This is a genomic window from Streptomyces sp. EDA2-14 (assembly GCF_054963755.1).
In genome coordinates this window covers 59644-77911 of sequence record NZ_JBUEGE010000020.1, presented here as the reverse complement: position 1 = coordinate 77911, position 18268 = coordinate 59644, and the positions used below count along the sequence as shown (strand labels likewise).

Genomic DNA, 18268 nt, shown 5'->3' with positions numbered 1-18268 from the left:
GCGGGGGCGGTCACATGTCGCTCAGACCGAGCCGCTTGCGGTAGTGGACGCGGTCGTAGGGGCCGTCCGTGCGGCGCTCCACGACCTCGTATCCGTGGCGCGGGTACAGCTCCTGGTTCTCCCACATCAGCGCGTTCGTGTAGAGCCGCACCTCGGGGAGGCCCCGTACGCGCGCGTGCTCGTCGACGAAGGCGAGCAGGCGGCGGCCCACCCCCTGCCCGTGGGCGTCGGGGTGGACCGCGATGCTGTCGAGGAAGAGATGGTCGGCGTGTTCCTCGACGACGACCAGGCCGGTCACGTCCGGCCGTCCCGTGACGTACACCAGGCCCGCCGCCACGTTCGCCGCGTGGTCCGCCTCCATGGGTGCCGGTACGACTCCGATGCGGGCGATGTAGGGGTGGTAGGCCGCGTCCGTGATCGCCTTGATGGCGGGTACGTCGGCGGCCGTCGCCCGGCGGATGCCCGGTTTCTCGCTGTCAGTGGTCATGCACTCCTGTCTACGTCACCGGCCCTTCCGCGCACCACCAGCTTCTTGAGCAGCGGCCACGCCACAATGAGCAGCACGACCGCGTAGACCGTCACGGAGAACGGCGTGTTGACCAGGCCGCCGACGCTGCCGTCGCTGATCTGGAGGGCGCGGCGCAGCTGTTGCTCGGCGTTCGGGCCGAGGATGACGCCGATGACCGCCGGGAGGACGGGCAGTCCGTAGCGGCGCATACCGAAGCCGATGAGGCCGATGACCAGCAGGATGACGAGGTCGATGGCCTCGCCGCCGACCGCGTACGCGCCGACCGCGGCGAAGAAGAGGATGCCGGCGTAGAGGTACGGCCGGGGGATGCGCAGGAGCTTCGCCCAGACGGGGGCCAGGGGGAGGTTCAGCGCGAGGAGCAGCACCATGCCGACGAACAGCGAGGCGATGAGGCCCCAGACCAGCTCCGGTTCGCGTTCGAAGAGCAGCGGTCCTGGCTGGATTCCGTACTGCTGGAAGGCGGCGAGCATGACCGCGGCGACCGCGGTCGTCGGCAGGCCCAGGGTGAGCATCGAGACCAGCGTGCCCGCCGCGGACGCCGAGGACGCCGATTCGGGTCCCGCGACGCCTTCGATGGCGCCCTTGCCCCACTCGTCCTTGTGCTTGGACAGCCGCTTCTCGGTGACGTAGGAGAGGAACGTGGGGATCTCGGCGCCGCCCGCGGGGATCGCGCCGAACGGGAAGCCGATGAGCGGTCCGCGCAGCCAGGACTTCCAGGTGCGCTTCACGTCCGAACGGCCGAGCCAGGGGCGGCCGACCGGGATCGCCTCGCCGCTCGTGCGGCGCAGATGGGCGGCCACCCACAGGGCCTCGCCGATGGCGAAGAGACCGACGGCGACGATGACGACGTCGATGCCGTCGGCGAGCTGCAGCGAACCGAAGGTGAGGCGCTGCTGGCCCGTCATCTGGTCGAGACCCACCAGGCCAAGCGTCAGGCCGATCAGGAGCGAGGCGAGGCCGCGTACGCGGGACGAGCCGAGCACCGAGGTCACCGCGATGAACGCGAGGACCATGATGGCGAAGTAGTCGGGCGCGCCGATGTCGACGGCGAGCGAGGCGACCTTGGGGGCGAGCGCCACCAGCAGGATCGTGCCGATCATGCCGCCCGCGAAGTGTCCGATGGCGGCGGCCGCGAGGGCCTGTGCGCCGCGTCCGGACTTCGCCATGGGGTTGCCCTCCATGGCGGCGACGACGGCGGCGCTCTCGCCGGGGGTGTTGAGGAGGATCGAGGTCGTCGAGCCGCCGAACATGGCGCCGTAGTAGATGCCCGCGAACATGATGAACGCGCCGGTGGGTTCGAGTCCGTACGTCACCGGGAGCAGCAGGGCGACGGCCATGGCGGGGCCGATGCCGGGCAGGACGCCGATGGCGGTGCCGAGCAGGACGCCCACCGCGGCCCACAGGAGGTTGATGGGGGTGAGGGCCGTGCCGAAGCCGTCGAGGAGGGAGTTGAGGGCGTTCATCGGATCACAGCACTCCCATCAAGGGGCCGCCCGGCAGGGGGACGCCGAGCAGGTTGTTGAAGAGGACGAAGGTGATGAGGGAGAGGCCTGCGGCGATCAGGGGGTCGCGGGTGAGGTGGCGGCTGCCGAGCGCGTACGCGGCGCCCCAGAACAGCAGGGCGCCCGCGAGCGGGAAGCCGAGCGGTTCGATGAGCACGGCGGTGGCGAGGAAGACGCCCGCGAGCAGCAGGACGGTGCGCCAGTCGGCGGGTTCGGACAGGTCGACGTCCTCGCCGGCCTCGGCCTCTCCCCTGCCGCCGCGCAGTACGTCGACGGCGAGCAGGACGGCGACGGCGAGGAGTCCGAAGCCGACGACGAGCGGCACGGTCTTCGGGCCGACGGGTCCGCGCTGGGAGATGTCGACGTTCATGGTGAGCGCGTCGGTGAGGACGAGCACGCCGAGCGCAAGGAGCAGGACGCAGACGCCGAGTTCGGAGTGTGCGCGCAGCCAGGAGGTACGGGGGCCGTCCTCGGGGCCGGGCTCGGTGGCGGTCACGGGCTCTACCGGATTCACAGGCCCAGCTCCTTCAGTACGGACACGACCCGCTTGTCCTCGGCGTCGAGGAACGTCCCGAAGTCGTCGCCGACGAGGAAGGCGTCGTCCCAGCCGTTCGTCTTCAGCGACTTCTTCCACTCCTTGGAGGCGTGCAACTTCCTTACGAGGTTGGTGAGTTTGTCGCGCTCCGCGGCGGAGAGGCCGGGCGGGGCGACGATGCCGCGCCAGTTGGTGAAGTCCACGTCGTAGCCGGACTCCTTGAGCGTGGGCCCGTCGAGTCCGGAGGCGCGTTCGGGTCCGGTGACGGCGAGGAGGCGCAGCTCGCCGCTCTTGATCTGGTCGAGGTACTCGCCGACGCCGGAGACGCCGAAGGCGACCTTGTTGCCGAGAATGGAGGCGAGGAGTTCGCCGCCGCCGTCGAACGGGACGTAGTTGACCTTCTTCGGCTGGATGCCGGCGGCGCGCGCCATCAGCATCGGTGCCAGGTGGTCGGGTCCGCCGGGCGAGGAGCCGCCGCCGACGGGCAGCTTGCCGGGGTTCTTCTTCCAGGCGTCGATGAGCTGCTTGATGTTCTTGTACGGGGAGTTCTTCGCGACCACGACGACATCGGGCTCCTCGGTGAGCCGGGCGATGGGGGTGGTGTCGGCGAGGGTCTTCGGGGAGTGGTTGGAGCGGGCGGCGCCGACGACGCCGAGGCCCATGGACATGGCCAGTTTGCCGTTGCCGTGTTCGCCGACCAGCCGGGTCAGGCCGACGGTGCCGCCGGCTCCCGGCAGGTTGAACACTTCGATGTTGTGCGTGAGTGCGGCGTCCTCGGCGTTCTTGGCGGCGGTGCGCGCGGTGATGTCGTAGCCGCCGCCGGGGGTGTTGGGGACCATGAGGCGCAGGCCGGGGATCTGGGTGCCGGTGTCGGCGCCGCTGCCCGTGGTGAGCAGCGGCGGCCCCACCAGGACGAGCAGCGCGGCCCCGAGCAGGGCGAGGGGTGTGCGCAGGCGCACGTGTGCCACCACCTGTCGAGTTCTGGGGTCGGGGGGTGCGGGTGGCCCACATGTTGCCGACGCGTTAACAAGCTGTCTCTCTTCCGCAAGCAACGAACGTTGTGGTCCTTGTGGTCGCGCACCTACTCTGCGCCAGTGACAAAGGTCTTGATCAAGGTCTTGATCGTGGACGACGACTTCATGGTGGCGAAGCTGCACAGCAGGTTCGTGTCCGCGATGGACGGGTTCGTGGTGGCCGGGGTGGCGCACAGCGGCGCGGACGCGCTGCGCGCCGCCGAGTCGCTGCGGCCCGATCTGGTGCTCCTGGACGTGTACTTGCCGGACATGGACGGCGTCGAGGTGCTGCGGGCGCTGCGCGCGCAGGAGGAGCGGGATCCGGCCCGTACGCCGGTGGACGCGCTGTTCATCACGGCGGCGCGGGACGCGGAGATGGTGCGGGCGGCGCTGCGGGCCGGGGCGCTGCACTATCTGATCAAGCCGTTCAACCAGGCCGCTCTGCAGGAGCAGTTGCGGCATGTGGCGGCGCTGCGGGCCCGCCTCGACGGTCTCGGCGAGGCCCGTCAGGAGGACGTCGACCAGATCTTCGGCGCGCGTCCGCCGGGTTCGCGGGAGCTGCCGAAGGGGCTCGCCGCGCACACCGCGGATCTGGTGGAGCGGACGCTGCGGTCGCATCCGGCGGGGCTCTCGGCGACGGAGTGCGCCCGGGAGGCGGGCACGCTGTCGCGGGTGAGCGCGCGCCGGTATCTGGAGTTCTTCGCGGGGACGGGGCGGGCGCGGGTGTCGCTCAGGTACGGCGGGACGGGGCGTCCCGAACGCCGTTATCGGTGGGTGTCCTGAGCGCAGTCTGAGCCGCGCCTTAAGGGGGCCATAAAGATCGACTCGGGGCGCCCGCAAGGCCCTTCCGGCGCGTTTTTTCGGGCTAACTTCCTTGCCGCAACCCCCAATGCACTCGATCAAGGAGTACCCCCATGCCTGCAACGCGCCGCAAGATCGCCGCGCTCACCACGGTCGGCGCGATCCCCCTCGCCCTGACCGCCCTGTCCGCGACGCCCGCCGCGGCGCACGGCACGCTCGGCGACCCCGCGAGCCGGGTAGCCGCCTGTTACGCGGAGGGTGCCGAGAGCCCCACGTCGGCGGCGTGCAAGGCGGCGGTCGCCGAGGGCGGTCCGCAGGCCCTGTACGACTGGAACGGCATCCGGGACGGCGAGGCCGGCGGCAAGCACCAGGAGAACATCCCGGACGGCAAGCTGTGCTCGGCGAACTCGGACGAGTTCAAGGGCATGGACCTGGCCCGTGACGACTGGCCCGCGACGAAGGTCTCGGCGGGCTCGTACACCTTCAAGTACAAGGTGACCGCGCAGCACAAGGGCACCTTCGACCTCTACATGACGAAGCAGAGCTACGACCCGTCGAAGCCGCTGAAGTGGTCCGACCTGGACCTGGAGAACCCGGTCGCGACGAAGACGGACCCGGTCGCCGAGGGCGGCTACTACACGTTCTCCGGGAAGCTCCCGGAGCGCACGGGCCGCCAGCTGATCTACGGCATCTGGCAGCGCTCGGACAGCCCCGAGGCGTTCTACTCCTGCTCGGACGTGACGTACGGCGGCGCGTCCGCGGCGTCCGCCACGACAAAGGAGGCGGCGGAGCCCTCGGACGAGCAGATCGCCGCGGACGCCGACAAGTCGACGGTCGACCACAGCGGGATGGACATGGGCGACGAGTCGAGCCACTCGGACCACTCGGCCAAGCCCGAGGGGGACGCCAACGCACCTGCGGCGCAGGGCGGTTCGCAGAACCTCGCGGAGACCGGTGGCGACTCCACCACCCCGTACATCGCGATGGGCGGCGCGGCGGCGCTGGCGATCGGTGCGGCGGGCCTGTTCGCCTCGATGCGGCGTCGCGCGACGACTGGCCGCCACGGCCGCTGAGCCGGGGCATTTCAAGCCTCAGGCCGCCGCCGCGGGGCGGGCCGCGTCAGCACCGAACTTGCCCCGGACGGAGTCCACCGCGGCCTCGATGCGGCGGTCCCGCTCGTCGGTCGGGTCGAACAGGAGCTGCCGGGGGGCCTGTTCGGCCGCGACGAGCTGGTCGGCCCGCAGCGTGAAGGAGCGGACCCTGGCGCGCTGCAGGCCGAGCCGGTCGTGGAGTTCGTACGCGCACGTGGTCAGGGCCGGGGTGTGGGCGGTGGCCTCGCTCAGGGTGCGGGTGCGGGTCGTCGTCGTACGGTCCACGTAGCGCACGGTGAGGGCGAGGGTGCGGGCCGCCTGTTCCTCGGCGCGCAGCCGCAGGCCGAGCCGGTCGGCGAGCCCGATCAGCGCGGCGCGCTGCCGGTCGCGGTCCAGCTCGTCCTGCGGGAAGCCGTGTTCGACGCGGATCGAGCGGGCCGGGGCCGCCGGGACCACGGGGGTCGGGTCGAGGCCGCGGGCCGCGTCGTACAGCCGGCGGCCCGCGGCGGCGCCGAGGATCCGTTGCAGGGTGCCGAGCGGCGCGGCGGCGATCTTCCCGACGCTGTCGAGTCCGTACGAGGACAGGGTGCGGGCGGTCGCGGGGCCCACGCCGTGCAGGGCGGCAGCCGGTTTGTGGGCGAGGAAGGCGGTGACCGCGTCCAGATCGTCGGGGAGTTCGCGGACCGCCGAGGGCGGCCCGTCGGCGGCGACCATGCGGGCCAGCATGGGGTTCGCGGCGACCCCGATGGTCGAACGGAGCCCGTAGAGGCCGCCGGTGCGGGCCCGGATCCGCTCGGCGAGGGCCGGGGCGTCCGTGCCGAAGTAGCGCAGGCTGCCCGTGACGTCGGCGAGCGCGGCGTCCGGCGGCAGCGCCTGCACGAGGGGCGTGAACTCGGCGAGCAGGGCGAGCAGCCGGAGGTAGAGCTGCTCGTCCACCAGGTCGTGGAAGTGGACGTACAGCACCTGCGACACCGCCATCTGCTCCTCGCTCTCCTTCGTCATCCCGCGCTCCCCGGGCTCTGGTGCCACAACTTGCGGCTCTGCTTGACGGATTCGCCGGGTGGCTGGAGGTCGGCCCAGGGGTGGAGGTCGTAACCGGTCTCCAGGCGGATGCTGCGGCCGTCCGCCGCCGTGTCCGTCGCGGGGCGCTCCGCGGTGAGCCGTTCGGTCACCGCGGACAGTCCGCCCGTGCGGCGCAGTTCGGCCAGTTCGGCGAGGTCCCAGGCGGCGGATCCGGTGACCGAGAGGGCCTTGCCGCTGCCGCCGCCGCGGCGCTGCACCACTCCGCGTACGAGGAGCAGCCAGGAGTGGAAGACGGTGTGCGCGGCCGCGTCGTGGCTGTCCTCGAAGAACGCGCAGTCGACAAGGCCCGAGGTGTCGTCGAGCGTCGTGAAGATGACGCGTTTCCCGGAGCGGACCGGTGGTGTCTGCACGGCGCCCTTCGCGCCGGCGACGAGGACCACCTGTCCGTGCGGCAGGTCCTTGAGCCGGTGCGCGGAGGCCACCCCCAGTTCGTCGAGCAACTCCCGGTGGTCGCCCAGGAGGTGGCGGGAGGTGTCCATGCCGAGCACGCCGAGTTCGGCGCCGAGCCGTTCGGCGTCGTCGAGGTCGGGCAGCTGGGCGGGGGCGACCGTGTCGGGCGCGGCGTCGGTCTCGCCGAGCGCCAACTGCCCCTGCGCGCCGCCCCGCCCGCCGCGCTGCGATTCGGCGATGTGCAGCATCAGGTCGCGCCGGTTGCGTCCGAACGCGTCCAACGCACCGACCTGTGCGAGTCGTTCGGCGACCGGGCGGGAGGGGCGGGCGCGGGAGAGGAAGTCCTGGAGCGAGACGTAGGGGCGGCCCGCGACGATCCGCTCCGCCTCGGCCTCGCTCATGCCGCGTACGTCGCCGAGCGCGAGCCGGACACCGTGCACCAAAGCAGGATTCTCTCCACCATTCTGATCAGACACCAGTTCGATTCGATAGGCGGCGTCCGACGCGTTCACATCGAGCGGCAGCACCGGCACCCCCCACCGCCGGGCGTCCGCGAGCAGCAGCCGCTTCGGGTACATGCCGGGGTCGTGCGTGAGCAGCCCGGCGTAGAACGCGGCCGGGTGGTGCGCCTTCAGCCACGCCGACTGGTACGAGGGCACGGCGAACGCCACGGCGTGCGCCTTGCAGAAGCCGTACGCGCCGAACGCCTCGACGATCTCCCAGGTCCGCGCCACGACCTCCTCCGCGTATCCGCGCCTGCGGGCCTGCTGCGCGAACCAGGCGCGCACCCGGCCGAGCTGGTCCGGACGCGAGAGCGCCCGCCGCGTGTAGTCGCCGAAGGCGAGGCTGCACCCGGTCATCACGTGCAGGATCTTGATGATCTGCTCGTGGAAGACGACCACGCCGCACGTCTCCTCCAGCGCCTCCTTCAGGTCCGGGTGCGGGTACGCGGGCGCCTGCTTGCCGTGCCGCGCCTTGATGAATGGATCGACCATGTTGGCCGCGACGGGCCCGGGCCGGAACAGCGAGATGTCCACGACCAGATCGTGGAAGGTCTCGGGCAGCAGCCGCGCGAGCAGATCGCGCTGGCCCGGCGACTCGGTCTGGAAGCAGCCCAAGGTCTGCGAGGCCTTGAAGAGTTGATACGTCTTCGGGTCGCCCGGCGGCACCTGTGCCGGATCGTCCAGGTCGATGCGGCGGCCGCTCACCCGCTCGACCTCCTGGACCGAGTGCGCCATCGCGGACTGCATCCGCACCCCGAGGACGTCGAGCTTGAGCAGCCCGAGGTCCTCCACGTCCTCCTTGTCGAACTGGGACATGGGGAAGCCCTCGGTGCTGGTCGGCACGACCGGGGTGCGGCGCAGCAGGGACGTGTCGGAGAGCAGCACCCCGCACGGGTGCATGGCGATCCCGCGCGGCAGCGCGTCGAGCGCCTCGACCAGGTCCCACATCCTGCTCCCGCCGTGCGCGTCCGGGTCGATGCCGCGCAGCTCCGGCAGTTCCCGGAGCGCGGAGCGGGCGTCGCGGGCACGGATGTGCGGGAAGGACTTCGCGAGCCGGTCCACCTCGGCCGGTTCCATGCCGAGGGCGAGGCCGACATCCCGTACGGCGTGCCGGACCCGGTAGGTCTCCGGCATGGACACGGTCGCCACCCGCTCGGCCCCGAAGCGGTCCAGGATCGACCGGTAGACCTCCAGGCGGCGGGCGGACTCCACGTCGATGTCGATGTCGGGCAGCTCCATGCGCTGCTCGGACAGGAAGCGCTCCATCAGGAGCCCGTGTTCGACCGGGTCGGCGGTGGCGATGCCCAGCAGATGGTTGACCAGCGAGCCCGCGCCGGAGCCGCGCGCGGCGACCCGGATACCCAACGCGCGGGTGTCCTCGACGACTTGGGCGACGGTGAGGAAGTAGGAGGCGTAGCCCTGCCGTTCGATCAGGCCCAGCTCGTCCTCCAGGCGGTCCCAGTACCGGCGTTTGTGGTCGTAGCGGCGGGCCAGCATCGCGGCGGCGCAGCGCGAGCGCAGCACCCGCTCGGGGGTGCGCCGGGCGGCGCCGACGAGGTCCGGTTCGGGGAAGTGGACGCGGCCGAGCCCCAGATCGTCCTCGGGGTCGACCCGGCAGGCCGCGGCGGTGTCCTCGGTGACGGCGAGGAGGCGGCGCGCGGTGTTCTCGCGGTAGCCGGCGGCCTCGGACACCTTCAGGGCGACGGCCGCCATGTCCGTCGCGGGCTTGAGCCAGCGTTCGCCGCTGTCGAGGGCTCCGCGCGGGTCGATCGGCACCAGGCGGCGCGCGGAGTCCAGGACGTCCGCGACCGCCCCCTGCCCGGCGTCGGCGTACCGGACGGCGTTGCTGAGTACGGGGAGGATCCCCTGGTCCGCGGCGAACCCGAGGGCGCGGGCGGCGTGCCGCAGCGAGCCGGGCCCGGTGCCGCTCAGTCCGTGGGAGACGACCTCGATGCGCAGCGCCGCGCTGCCGTACCGCTCCCGCCAGGGCGCGAGCAGCCGGGCCGCGCGGTCCGGGCGTCCGGCGGCGAGGGCGCGGCCGACGTCCGAGTCCGGGCCGAGGAGTACGACGACGTGGTCCGCCCCCAGGACGTCCCGGGGCAGCAGCGGGCGCCTGCTCTCCCCCGCGAGGGTGTCCCGGTGCGCGGCGGTGACGAGCCGGCACAGCTCGGCCCAGCCGTGCGCTCCGCCTTGCGCGAGGAAGGTCACGCGCTGCGCCGATTCGTCGACGAAGGCGCCGCCCCTGACCGGGGTGCGCCGCCGCTCGGTGCGCGCGGCCGCCTCGGCGGGCGCGTCGACGGCGAGGTCCACCCCGAACAGCGGCCGGATGCCGGCCTTGCCGGCGGCCTTGGCGAAGCGGACGGCCCCGCCGAGGGTGTCCCGGTCGGTCAGGGCGAGCGCGTCGAGGCCGCGCTCGGCGGCCCGCTCGGCGAGCGCGTCCGGGTGCGAGGCCCCGTACCGCAGGGAGAATCCTGAGGCGGTGTGCAGATGCGTAAAGCTCCGCATCCGAACCACCTCGCCACTACTCCCCCCTCTGTACGACTTGCCACACCAGCCCCATCAGGACCGATGTCCTCACCGTAAACCATGTTCGAATATTTGTGCGAGTCGAAACGTGGGGCCGCGGCCTCCCACTCGTTCGGCCCACCCCGACTGCACGAGCCGGGCAGCCGCCCGAGCGTTGGGGACATGAAGTTCGCCGCAGAGTTCAGATCCGCCGTCACGCCGAGGGCCGCCCTCCTTGTCATCGGTGTCCTGGCGCTCCAGCTCCTGTTCATCACCTCGTACGTGGGGGCGCTCCACAGTCCGAAGCCGAAGGACGTCCCGTTCGGCGTCGTCGCGCCGCAGCCCGCGGCGGCGAAGCAGCTCTCGCAGCAGCTGGACAGGCTGCCCGGCTCCCCGCTCGACGCGCGGGTGGTCGACGACGCGCGGACGGCGCGCCAGCAGGTCCTGAACCGGGAGATCGACGGCGCCCTGGTGTTCCGGGCGAAGGGCGCGCAGGACACCCTCTACGTCGCGTCCGGCGGCGGCACCGTCCTGGCGTCCGCCCTTGAGGGCCTCGCCACCACCATCGACGCCCAGCAGCAGCGCACGGTGAAGACCGTCGACGTGGCACCGGCGTCGGCGCAGGACTTCGACGGGCTCTCGGCCTTCTACCTCGTCGTCGGCTGGTGCGTCGGCGGCTACCTGTGCGCCTCGATCATGTCGATCAGCGCCGGGTCCAAGCCCGCGAGCCCGCAGCGGGCCGCCATCCGGCTCGGTTCGCTCGCGGTCTTCTCGATCGTGGGCGGCATCGGCGGCTCGCTGATCATCGGCGACTCGATCCTGGGCGCGCTGCCAGGATCCTTCTGGGGGCTCGCCGGGCTCGGCGCGCTGGTGACCTTCGCGGTCGGCGCGATCACGCTCGCCCTGGAGGAACTCACCGGCGTCGTCGGCATCGGCCTCGCCGTCCTCCTCATCGTCATCGCGGGCAATCCGAGCGCGGGCGGCGCCTTCCCGCTGCCGATGCTGCCGCCGTTCTGGCAGGCGATCGGGCCCTGGCTGCCGCCGGGCGCGGGCACCTGGGCAGCCCGCTCCATCGCCTACTTCAAGGGCAACGACCTCACCCAGTCGCTGCTCGTCCTGTCGGCGTGGGCCGTGGTGGGCGTCCTCGGGACGCTGCTCGTGTCGGGGCTGCGCGAGAAGCGGCGGGCCGCGAAGGCCGGGCTCGCCCCCGAACCGGCCGCGGAACCCGCCGCATGAACTTCCCGCACCGCTCGGGCCCGGCCGCCCAGGCCAGCTCCGTCAAGCGGATGGAGCCGACGGCGCAGGCCCAGCTCGGGCCGCTCGGCCTGACCGGCTTCATCGTCGTCACGATGATCGCCACCGGGATCGACGCGGGGATCTTCCCGGAGAAGCTGGCGGCGGGCGACGTGCCCACCGTCGGCTTCTTCATCGGCGGCCTCGCCCAGCTGCTCGCGGGCCTCTTCCAGGCCCAGCGCGGCGACACCTGGCACGCCACCGTGTTCGGCGGCTTCGGCCTGTTCTGGATGGCAAAGGCGCTGATGCTCCAGTGGGTGCTGCCCTCCCTCGACCCCGCGCTGCGCGGCGACACGATGGGCCTGTTCACGCTGCCCTGGGTGTTCGTGGTCTTCGTGCTGTGGCTGGCGAGCTGGCGCATCCACCTGGTGCTGCTGCTCACGTTCACGTGCGTGCTCGTCGTCTTCGTCGCGATGACGTGCAACGGCTTCACGGGGCTCGTCGGCTGGAACCGGGTCGCGGGCTGGTTCGGGCTCGCCGCGACGGCCGGGGCACTGTATCTGCTGGCCGGGCAGGTGATGGCGTCGACGTGGGGGCGCCCGGTGCTCCCGATGGGCCGGTTCCTGGCACCGCAGGAGCCCGCCGAGTCGTGACGGGGACACGACTCGACGGGCTCGTCCCACTGGCCGCCGGGCGGCTCTACTCGGTGGTCCCGTAGTACGCCTGCCGCATCAGCCGCTTCATGTCGTCGATCATCGGCATCCGCGGGTTGGCGGGCGCGCACTGGTCGGCGTAGGCGTTCATGGCCTGCTGCGGCAGGGCCGCCATGAACTCCCGCTCGTCGACGCCCTCTTCCTTGAACGAGGCCGGGATCCCGCACCGCTCGCGCAGTTCCTCGACGGCCCTGGCGTACGACTCCACGCCCTCCTCGGGGGTGGTCGCCGGCAGGCCGAGCGCCTTCGCGATGTCCTGGAGCCGCTCGAGCGCCCGGTACGTCTCGGCCTTCGGCCACGGCGTCGCCTTGTACGAGACGGTGCCGTTGTGCCGGATGACGTGCGGCAGGAGCAGCGCGTTGGTGCGGCCGTGCGCGACGTGGAAGGTGTTGCCGAGGGTGTGCGCCATCGCGTGGACGAGGCCGAGGAAGGCGTTGGCGAAGGCCATGCCCGCGATCGTCGACGCGTTGTGCATCTTCTCGCGCGCCTCGGGGGCCTTGGCGCCGTCCTTCACGCACGCCTCCAGGTTCTCGAAGATGAGCTTGATCGCCTGGAGGCACTGGCCGTCGGTGAAGTCGTTCGCGTACACGGAGACGTACGCCTCGGTGGCGTGGGTCAGCGCGTCGAAGCCGGAGTCGGCGGTCACCGTCGGCGGCAGGTTCATCGGCAGCGTCGGGTCGACGATCGCGACGTTCGGGGTGAGCGCGTAGTCGGCGAGCGGGTACTTCTGGGCGGCTTCGGGGTCGGAGATGACGGCGAAGGGGGTGACCTCGGAGCCGGTTCCGGACGTGGTCGGGATGGCGACGAGCTTCGCCTTCTCCCCCAGCTGCGGGAACGTGTAGGCCCGCTTGCGGATGTCGAAGAACTTCTCCTTGGTGTCCGCGAACTCGATCTCCGGGTGCTCGTACATCAGCCACATGATCTTCGCGGCGTCCATCGGCGAGCCGCCGCCGAGCGCGACGATCGTGTCCGGCCGGAAGTCCCGCATGGCGGCGGCGCCCGCCTGCACGGTGGCCAGCTCGGGGTTGGGCTCGACGTTGTCGATGACCTGCACCGTCACGGCCGTGGGCCGGGAGCCGAGGATGTCGGTGATCTTCTGTACGAAGCCGAGGGCGCCCATCGTCTTGTCGGTGACGACGGTGACGCGGTGCACGTCGTCCATCTCGGCGAGGTACTTGACGGCACCCCGCTCGAAGTAGATCTTCGGCGGGATCTTGTACCACTGCATGTTGGTGTTGCGCCGGCCGATCCGCTTGATGTTGACGAGGTTGACCGCGGAGACGTTGTTGGAGACGGAGTTGTGTCCGTAGGAGCCGCAGCCGAGGGTCAGCGACGGGAGGAAGGCGTTGTAGACGTCGCCGATGCCGCCGAAGGTGGAGGGCGAGTTGACGATGACGCGGACCGCCTTGACGCGGCGGCCGAACCTCTCGGCCAGTTCCTCGTCCTCGGTGTGTATCGCGGCGGAGTGGCCCAGGCCGTTGAACTCGACCATCTGCGCCGCCAGTTCGAGCCCGTGCGCGGTGTCGTCCGCCTTGAGCGCGGCGAGGACCGGGGAGAGCTTCTCGCGGGTGAGCGGCTCGGCGGGGCCGACCTCCGCGCACTCGGCGACGAGGATGGAGGTGTCGTCGGGGACCTCGAAGCCGGCCTGTTCGGCGATCCAGCTCGCGGACTTCCCGACGACGGACGCGTTGAGCCTGGCGCCCGAGCAGTCGCTGCCGTGGGCGGTGGTGCCGAAGACGAACTCTTCCAGCTTGGTCTTCTCTGCGGCCGTCACCACGTGCGCCTTCAGCCGCTGCATCTCGGCGATCCCGTCCTCGTAGATCTCCTGGTCGAAGATGACGGCCTGCTCGGAGGCGCAGATCATGCCGTTGTCGAAGGCCTTGGAGAGCACGATGTCGTGGATGGCGCGGCCCAGCTTGGCGTCCTTCGCGACGTACGCGGGGACGTTGCCCGCGCCGACGCCGAGGGCGGGCTTTCCGCACGAGTAGGCGGCCTTGACCATGGCGTTGCCGCCGGTGGCGAGGATCGTGGAGACGCCCTCGTGGTTCATCAGCAGACCCGTCGCCTCCATCGACGGCTCCTCGATCCACTGCACGCAGTGCGCGGGGGCCCCTGCCTCGACCGCCGCGTCGCGCACGATGCGCGCGGCCTCGGCGGAGCACTTCTGGGCGCTGGGGTGGAAGGCGAAGACGATCGGGTTGCGGGTCTTCAGGGCGATCAGCGCCTTGAAGATCGTGGTCGACGTGGGGTTGGTGACGGGGGTCATCGCGCAGATGACGCCGACGGGTTCGGCGATCTCGGTGATGCCGTTGATCTCGTCGCGGGACACGACCCCGGCAGTCTTCAGTCCGCGCATCGAGTTGACGACGTGCTCGCAGGCGAAGAGGTTCTTGACCGCCTTGTCCTCGAACAGGCCGCGGCCCGTCTCGTCGACGGCGGCCTTCGCCAGGTCACCGTGGTGGGCGAGCGCCGCGAGCGACGCCTTCTTGACGATGTGGTCGACCCGTTCCTGGTCGTACGTCTCGAACGCCGCGAGCGCCTCCCGCGCTCCCGCGACCAGTTCGTCGACTGTCCCCTCGACATCCACGGCAGGCTCCCTTTTTCACACCTTTTTCGCTGATGCCTCAATTCCACACCTTTACGCTCCGCTGGTGGACCGGAGAACGGCCCCGACCCGAGGGGCCAAGGTCCCGGCCCGCCTCGCAGGAGGCGGGCGATCACCAACCTGACCTGCACAGACACCGGGGGACCTTGGACCCTTGAGTCCTTGTGAAAGTTTTCACAAGGACTGTGCGAAAAGGCCCCGCCCCCGGTTTCCGGGGGCGGGGCCCAAAGGCGTCAACCGGTCAGCCGATTTCGGTGCCCGTGGCGGAGAGCGCCTCCGTCACCGGCTGGAAGAACGTCTCGCCGCCCGAGGAGCAGTCGCCGCTGCCGCCGGAGGTGAGGCCGATCGCCGAGTCGCCGGAGAAGAGGGAGCCGCCGCTGTCGCCGGGCTCGGCGCAGACGTCGGTCTGGATCAGGCCGTTGACGATGTCGCCGTTGCCGTAGTTCACGGTGGCGTCCAGGCCCTTCACCGTGCCGTCGTGGACCTGCGTGGTGGAGCCGGAGCGGGTGACCTTCATGCCCACGGTGGCTTCCGCGGCCTTGGTGATCTCCTGCGCGGAACCGTCGTAGAGGTTGACCTCGCTGGGGTGGTCGACGTCGGCCGAGTACTTCACGAGCCCGAAGTCGTTGTCCGGGAACTGGGAGTCGGCGTTCGTGCCGATCTCCTGACCGCTGGAGTCGGACCACGTGGAGATCGACTCGGTGCAGTGGCCCGCCGTGAGGAAGAACGGCTCGCCGCCCTTGGTCACGTTGAAGCCGAGGGAACAGCGGCCGCCGCCCCCGCTGATGGCGTCGCCGCCCGCGATGAACGGCTTGAACTCACCCTGGCTGCGCTTGAGTTCGGCCTTGCCGCCGAGCTTCTCGACGACTCCGGTGAGCTGGTTCCAGTCGGCGCCCTTGACCGTGCGGTCGGCGGTGACGACGACCTTGTTGGTGGCGGGGTCGACGGCCCAGGACGTGCCGGGGATGGTCGCGTCCTGCTTCAGGGTCGTCCGCGCGCCCTTCAGGTCGGCGAGGGAGTTCTCGACGACTCTGGCCTTCGCGCCGGCCGCCTGCGCCGCCTGCGCGGCGTCGTCGTTCAGGACGTTGACGACGAGCTGCTTGGTCCTGGCGTCGTAGTAGCTGCCCGCCGAGTCCGCGCCGAGGTCCTTGGTCAGCGACGAGGCGAGAGTTCCGGCCTTGGCGACCGACAGTTTCTGCGGGGTCAGGTCCGGGGCGTCGGTGCTGGCGTTCGCAGTCTGGAAGGTGATGCCCGCGGCGACCAGGGCGAGGATGCCCGCTCCGGTCACGGCGGCGCGCCGCTTGGGTATGCGTCGGTGCTTCAACTCACGTCCTCCTGTGGGGGGTTGGGAAACCGGTTCGCGTGGGGGCGGACCGGATCCGTGAGGCTGACTTGGCCACTATCCCGATCGTCACAGGGAGCACACAAGGTCGACTTCCGGACGCGCGTTCGCCAACTCCCCCGCGCCCTTCACTACTCGACTGCGCCCCCGCCCCGCACGTCGGTCCCCACTGCAAACACCCCGCGCACCCACGGGTGGGCGGAGGGTGAGGACTAGTCCTGTCCGGATTTCGCCCCTGCGGGTTCGCCGGTTACCTCGGGTTCGGGTACATCCGCCGCGCTCCCGCCCTCGAACTCGGTTGCGGGCGACTGCGCCTGAGCGGGCCCCGGCAGCGTTCCCTCGGCGAGTTGAGTGACGGCGCTCTGCGCCACCTGCTCGGCGTCGCCGGGCGTGGCCCGCTCCAGGAAGCGCAGCAGCTCGACCGGGAACGGCAGCACCAGCGTCGAGTTCTTCTCGGCCGCGACCGCCACCACGGTCTGCAGGAGCCGCAGTTGCAGCGCTGCGGGCTGGTCGGACATCACGCCGGCCGCCTCGGCGAGCTTCTTCGACGCCTGCAACTCGGCATCCGCGTTGATGACACGGGCCCGCCGCTCCCGGTCGGCCTCGGCCTGCCGGGCCATCGAGCGCTTCATGGTCTCCGGCAGCGACACGTCCTTGATCTCGACCCGGTCGATCTGCACGCCCCAGCCCACGGCCGGGCTGTCGATCATCAACTCCAGGCCCTGGTTGAGCTTCTCGCGGTTCGACAGCAGATCGTCGAGGTCACTCTTGCCGATGATGGAGCGCAGCGAGGTCTGCGCCATCTGCGAGACGGCGAACCGGTAGTCCTCGACCTGCACCACGGCCTCGGCCGCGTCGATCACCTTGAAGTAGATGACGGCGTCCACGCGCACCGTGACGTTGTCCCGCGTGATGCCGTCCTGCGCGGGCACGGGCATCGTCACGATCTGCATGTTGACCTTGTGCAGCCGGTCCACGAAGGGCACGATCATCGTGAATCCGGGCTCGCGCACGGACCGGGTGAGCCGGCCGAGCCGGAAGACCACCCCGCGCTCGTACTGTTTGACGACCCGCGCCGCCGACATCACGTAGACCGCTCCCGCGCACGCGACGGCCACTCCCGCCGTCACCAGTTCCTCGACCATCTCACGGTCCCCCAGGGTCCGAAGTGGGCGCAAAAGGCGTGTACTTCGACGGTAGACCCGTAAGGGACACATAGGGAGCCCCCGCCGGGCCGAAATGGCCTGACGGGGGCTCCCTCCGCTGGCTGCGGCTGCGGAACGTACCGCGGGGCTGTGCCGTGGGATCAGTAGACGCTCACGCCGTACGCGCTGAGCGCCTCCGTCACCGGCTGGAAGAACGTGGTGCCGCCGGAGGAGCAGTTGCCACTGCCGCCGGAGGTGAGGCCGTAGGCGGTGGAGCCGCCGTAGAGCGGGCCGCCGGAGTCGCCGGGCTCGGCGCAGACCGTGGTCTGGATGAGGCCGGAGACGATGTCGCCGCCGCCGTAGTTCACGGTGGCGTTCAGCGCGGTGACCCGGCCGCTGTGGATGCCGGTGGTGGAGCCCCGCCGGGTGACGGTGGTGCCGACGGACGGCGTGGCCGCACGCGTGATGTCCACGCTGCCGACGGTGCCGGGGGGCGTGGAGACGCCGCTCGCGTACTTGACGATGCCGTAGTCGTTGCCGGGGAAGCTGGACCCGGTGGTGCTGCCGATGGTCGTGGTGTGCGAGGAGTTGGACCACCAGGTCCCGGCGCCGTCGGTGCAGTGCCCGGCGGTCAGGAAGTAGTAGGCACCGGAGCTGTTGCGGACGTTGAAGCCCAGTGAGCAGCGCCAGCTGCTCGCGTAGATGGCGTCGCCGCCGGACACCAGTTTCTTGAAGGTGCCCGCCGTGCGCTCGACCTTGAGGGCGCCCGCGGTGTCGCCGGCCGCCTTCTTGATCTTGTTGATCTCGGCCTGCGAGACCGTGCTGTCGACGGTGACGACGACCTGCTTGGTCTTGGAGTCGACGGCCCAGGCGGTGCCGGCAACATCGGCGGACCGGACGGCGTCACGGGTCTGGGTGAGTTCGGCGGCGCTGAACGTCTGCGGGGCGTCGGACGCGTTGGCGGAGGGAATCGCGAAGGCTGCCACGGCGAGCAGACCGGAACCGACGGCGATCAGCCGGGTCGATCTGGTTCTGCCGCTGCGGGGGGTGCTGCGCTTGATCCTCACTGTTCGTTCCTCCCGTAGGGAAGTCGTGGGCCCTCGTGGGGTTGGGGCCCGTGAGGCGCAGTCAGGAGGACGGCGGCTGCCCGGATTCCGGATACGCCGTGCCCCTGACAATCGCTGACGGGAGTATTCGCCCGGCCGACTGCCGCGCACAAGGTCTCCTTTTGGACTTCCCCCGGTTCTTCGCAAACCTCCCCGCCCCGTACGAAACCTG

14 protein-coding genes are annotated in these 18268 nt (G+C 70.9%); 4 read left to right on the top strand and 10 right to left on the bottom strand.

Translation table 11 applies throughout. The annotated features are described in order from the left end of the window. Positions 1 to 10: 10 nt before the first annotated feature. The 4 genes from ACY34M_RS34080 to ACY34M_RS34065 are packed head-to-tail and all read right to left on the bottom strand — an operon-like array spanning position 11 to position 3525. Positions 11 to 487: a GNAT family N-acetyltransferase gene (locus ACY34M_RS34080; protein WP_462723236.1), complete on the bottom strand. Its 477-nt coding sequence runs from the start codon at positions 485 to 487 to the stop codon at positions 11 to 13. Further along, a complete protein-coding gene (locus ACY34M_RS34075; protein WP_462723237.1) occupies positions 484 to 1992 on the bottom strand; it encodes a tripartite tricarboxylate transporter permease in 1509 nt (502 codons plus the stop codon). The genes ACY34M_RS34080 and ACY34M_RS34075 overlap by 4 nt, the downstream gene beginning before the upstream one ends. A 4-nt stretch (positions 1993 to 1996) precedes the next feature. Continuing rightward, positions 1997 to 2545 (bottom strand): tripartite tricarboxylate transporter TctB family protein, encoded by a 549-nt coding sequence (locus ACY34M_RS34070; protein ID WP_462723238.1) that lies wholly within the window; start codon positions 2543 to 2545, stop codon positions 1997 to 1999. Next, entirely contained in the window at positions 2542 to 3525 is a 984-nt protein-coding gene (locus ACY34M_RS34065; protein ID WP_462723239.1) for a Bug family tripartite tricarboxylate transporter substrate binding protein, read from the bottom strand. The genes ACY34M_RS34070 and ACY34M_RS34065 overlap by 4 nt, the downstream gene beginning before the upstream one ends. A 147-nt stretch (positions 3526 to 3672) precedes the next feature. Here ACY34M_RS34065 and ACY34M_RS34060 point away from each other — a divergent pair, with 147 nt between their 5' ends. Continuing rightward, positions 3673 to 4362 carry a response regulator gene (locus tag ACY34M_RS34060; protein ID WP_462723251.1) on the top strand — a complete coding sequence of 230 codons (690 nt, stop codon included), beginning with the start codon at positions 3673 to 3675 and terminating at the stop codon, positions 4360 to 4362. A gap of 131 nt (positions 4363 to 4493) precedes the next feature. After that, the gene (locus tag ACY34M_RS34055; protein WP_462723240.1) at positions 4494 to 5453 is read left to right on the top strand and encodes a lytic polysaccharide monooxygenase auxiliary activity family 9 protein; all 960 of its coding nucleotides are present in this window, start codon (positions 4494 to 4496) and stop codon (positions 5451 to 5453) included. An 18-nt stretch (positions 5454 to 5471) separates the two neighbouring features. Here ACY34M_RS34055 and ACY34M_RS34050 read toward each other — a convergent pair whose 3' ends face one another. Together ACY34M_RS34050 and ACY34M_RS34045 are read right to left on the bottom strand one after the other, a co-directional pair. Continuing rightward, the gene (locus tag ACY34M_RS34050) at positions 5472 to 6473 is read right to left on the bottom strand and encodes a DNA polymerase Y family protein (RefSeq protein ID WP_462723241.1); all 1002 of its coding nucleotides are present in this window, start codon (positions 6471 to 6473) and stop codon (positions 5472 to 5474) included. Beyond that, complete coding sequence (locus ACY34M_RS34045) at positions 6470 to 9952, bottom strand: DNA polymerase III subunit alpha (protein ID WP_462723242.1); 3483 nt, start codon at positions 9950 to 9952, stop codon at positions 6470 to 6472. Before ACY34M_RS34045 ends, ACY34M_RS34050 begins: the two co-directional genes overlap by 4 nt. Before the next feature lie 183 nt (positions 9953 to 10135). On the opposite strand from ACY34M_RS34045, the gene ACY34M_RS34040 reads away from it, so the two are divergent. After that, on the top strand, positions 10136 to 11188 hold the full coding sequence (locus ACY34M_RS34040) for an ABC transporter permease (protein WP_462723243.1): 1053 nt from the start codon (positions 10136 to 10138) through the stop codon (positions 11186 to 11188). Then, on the top strand, positions 11185 to 11838 hold the full coding sequence (locus ACY34M_RS34035) for an acetate uptake transporter (protein ID WP_462723244.1): 654 nt from the start codon (positions 11185 to 11187) through the stop codon (positions 11836 to 11838). Before ACY34M_RS34040 ends, ACY34M_RS34035 begins: the two co-directional genes overlap by 4 nt. Before the next feature lie 46 nt (positions 11839 to 11884). On the opposite strand, the gene adhE is transcribed toward ACY34M_RS34035, so the two are convergent. The 4 genes from adhE to ACY34M_RS34015 all read right to left on the bottom strand — a co-directional run bounded on the left by adhE (position 11885) and on the right by ACY34M_RS34015 (position 18057). Further along, the gene (gene adhE, locus ACY34M_RS34030; RefSeq protein ID WP_462723245.1) at positions 11885 to 14485 is read right to left on the bottom strand and encodes a bifunctional acetaldehyde-CoA/alcohol dehydrogenase; all 2601 of its coding nucleotides are present in this window, start codon (positions 14483 to 14485) and stop codon (positions 11885 to 11887) included. A 259-nt stretch (positions 14486 to 14744) separates the two neighbouring features. After that, positions 14745 to 15827: a S1 family peptidase gene (locus ACY34M_RS34025; RefSeq protein WP_462723246.1), complete on the bottom strand. Its 1083-nt coding sequence runs from the start codon at positions 15825 to 15827 to the stop codon at positions 14745 to 14747. 230 nt (positions 15828 to 16057) lie between these two features. Further along, positions 16058 to 16990, bottom strand: coding sequence for a slipin family protein (locus tag ACY34M_RS34020; protein ID WP_462724131.1), 933 nt, complete (start codon positions 16988 to 16990; stop codon positions 16058 to 16060). Between the two features lie 161 nt (positions 16991 to 17151). After that, positions 17152 to 18057, bottom strand: coding sequence for a S1 family peptidase (locus ACY34M_RS34015; RefSeq protein WP_462723599.1), 906 nt, complete (start codon positions 18055 to 18057; stop codon positions 17152 to 17154). Positions 18058 to 18268 lie beyond the last annotated feature (211 nt).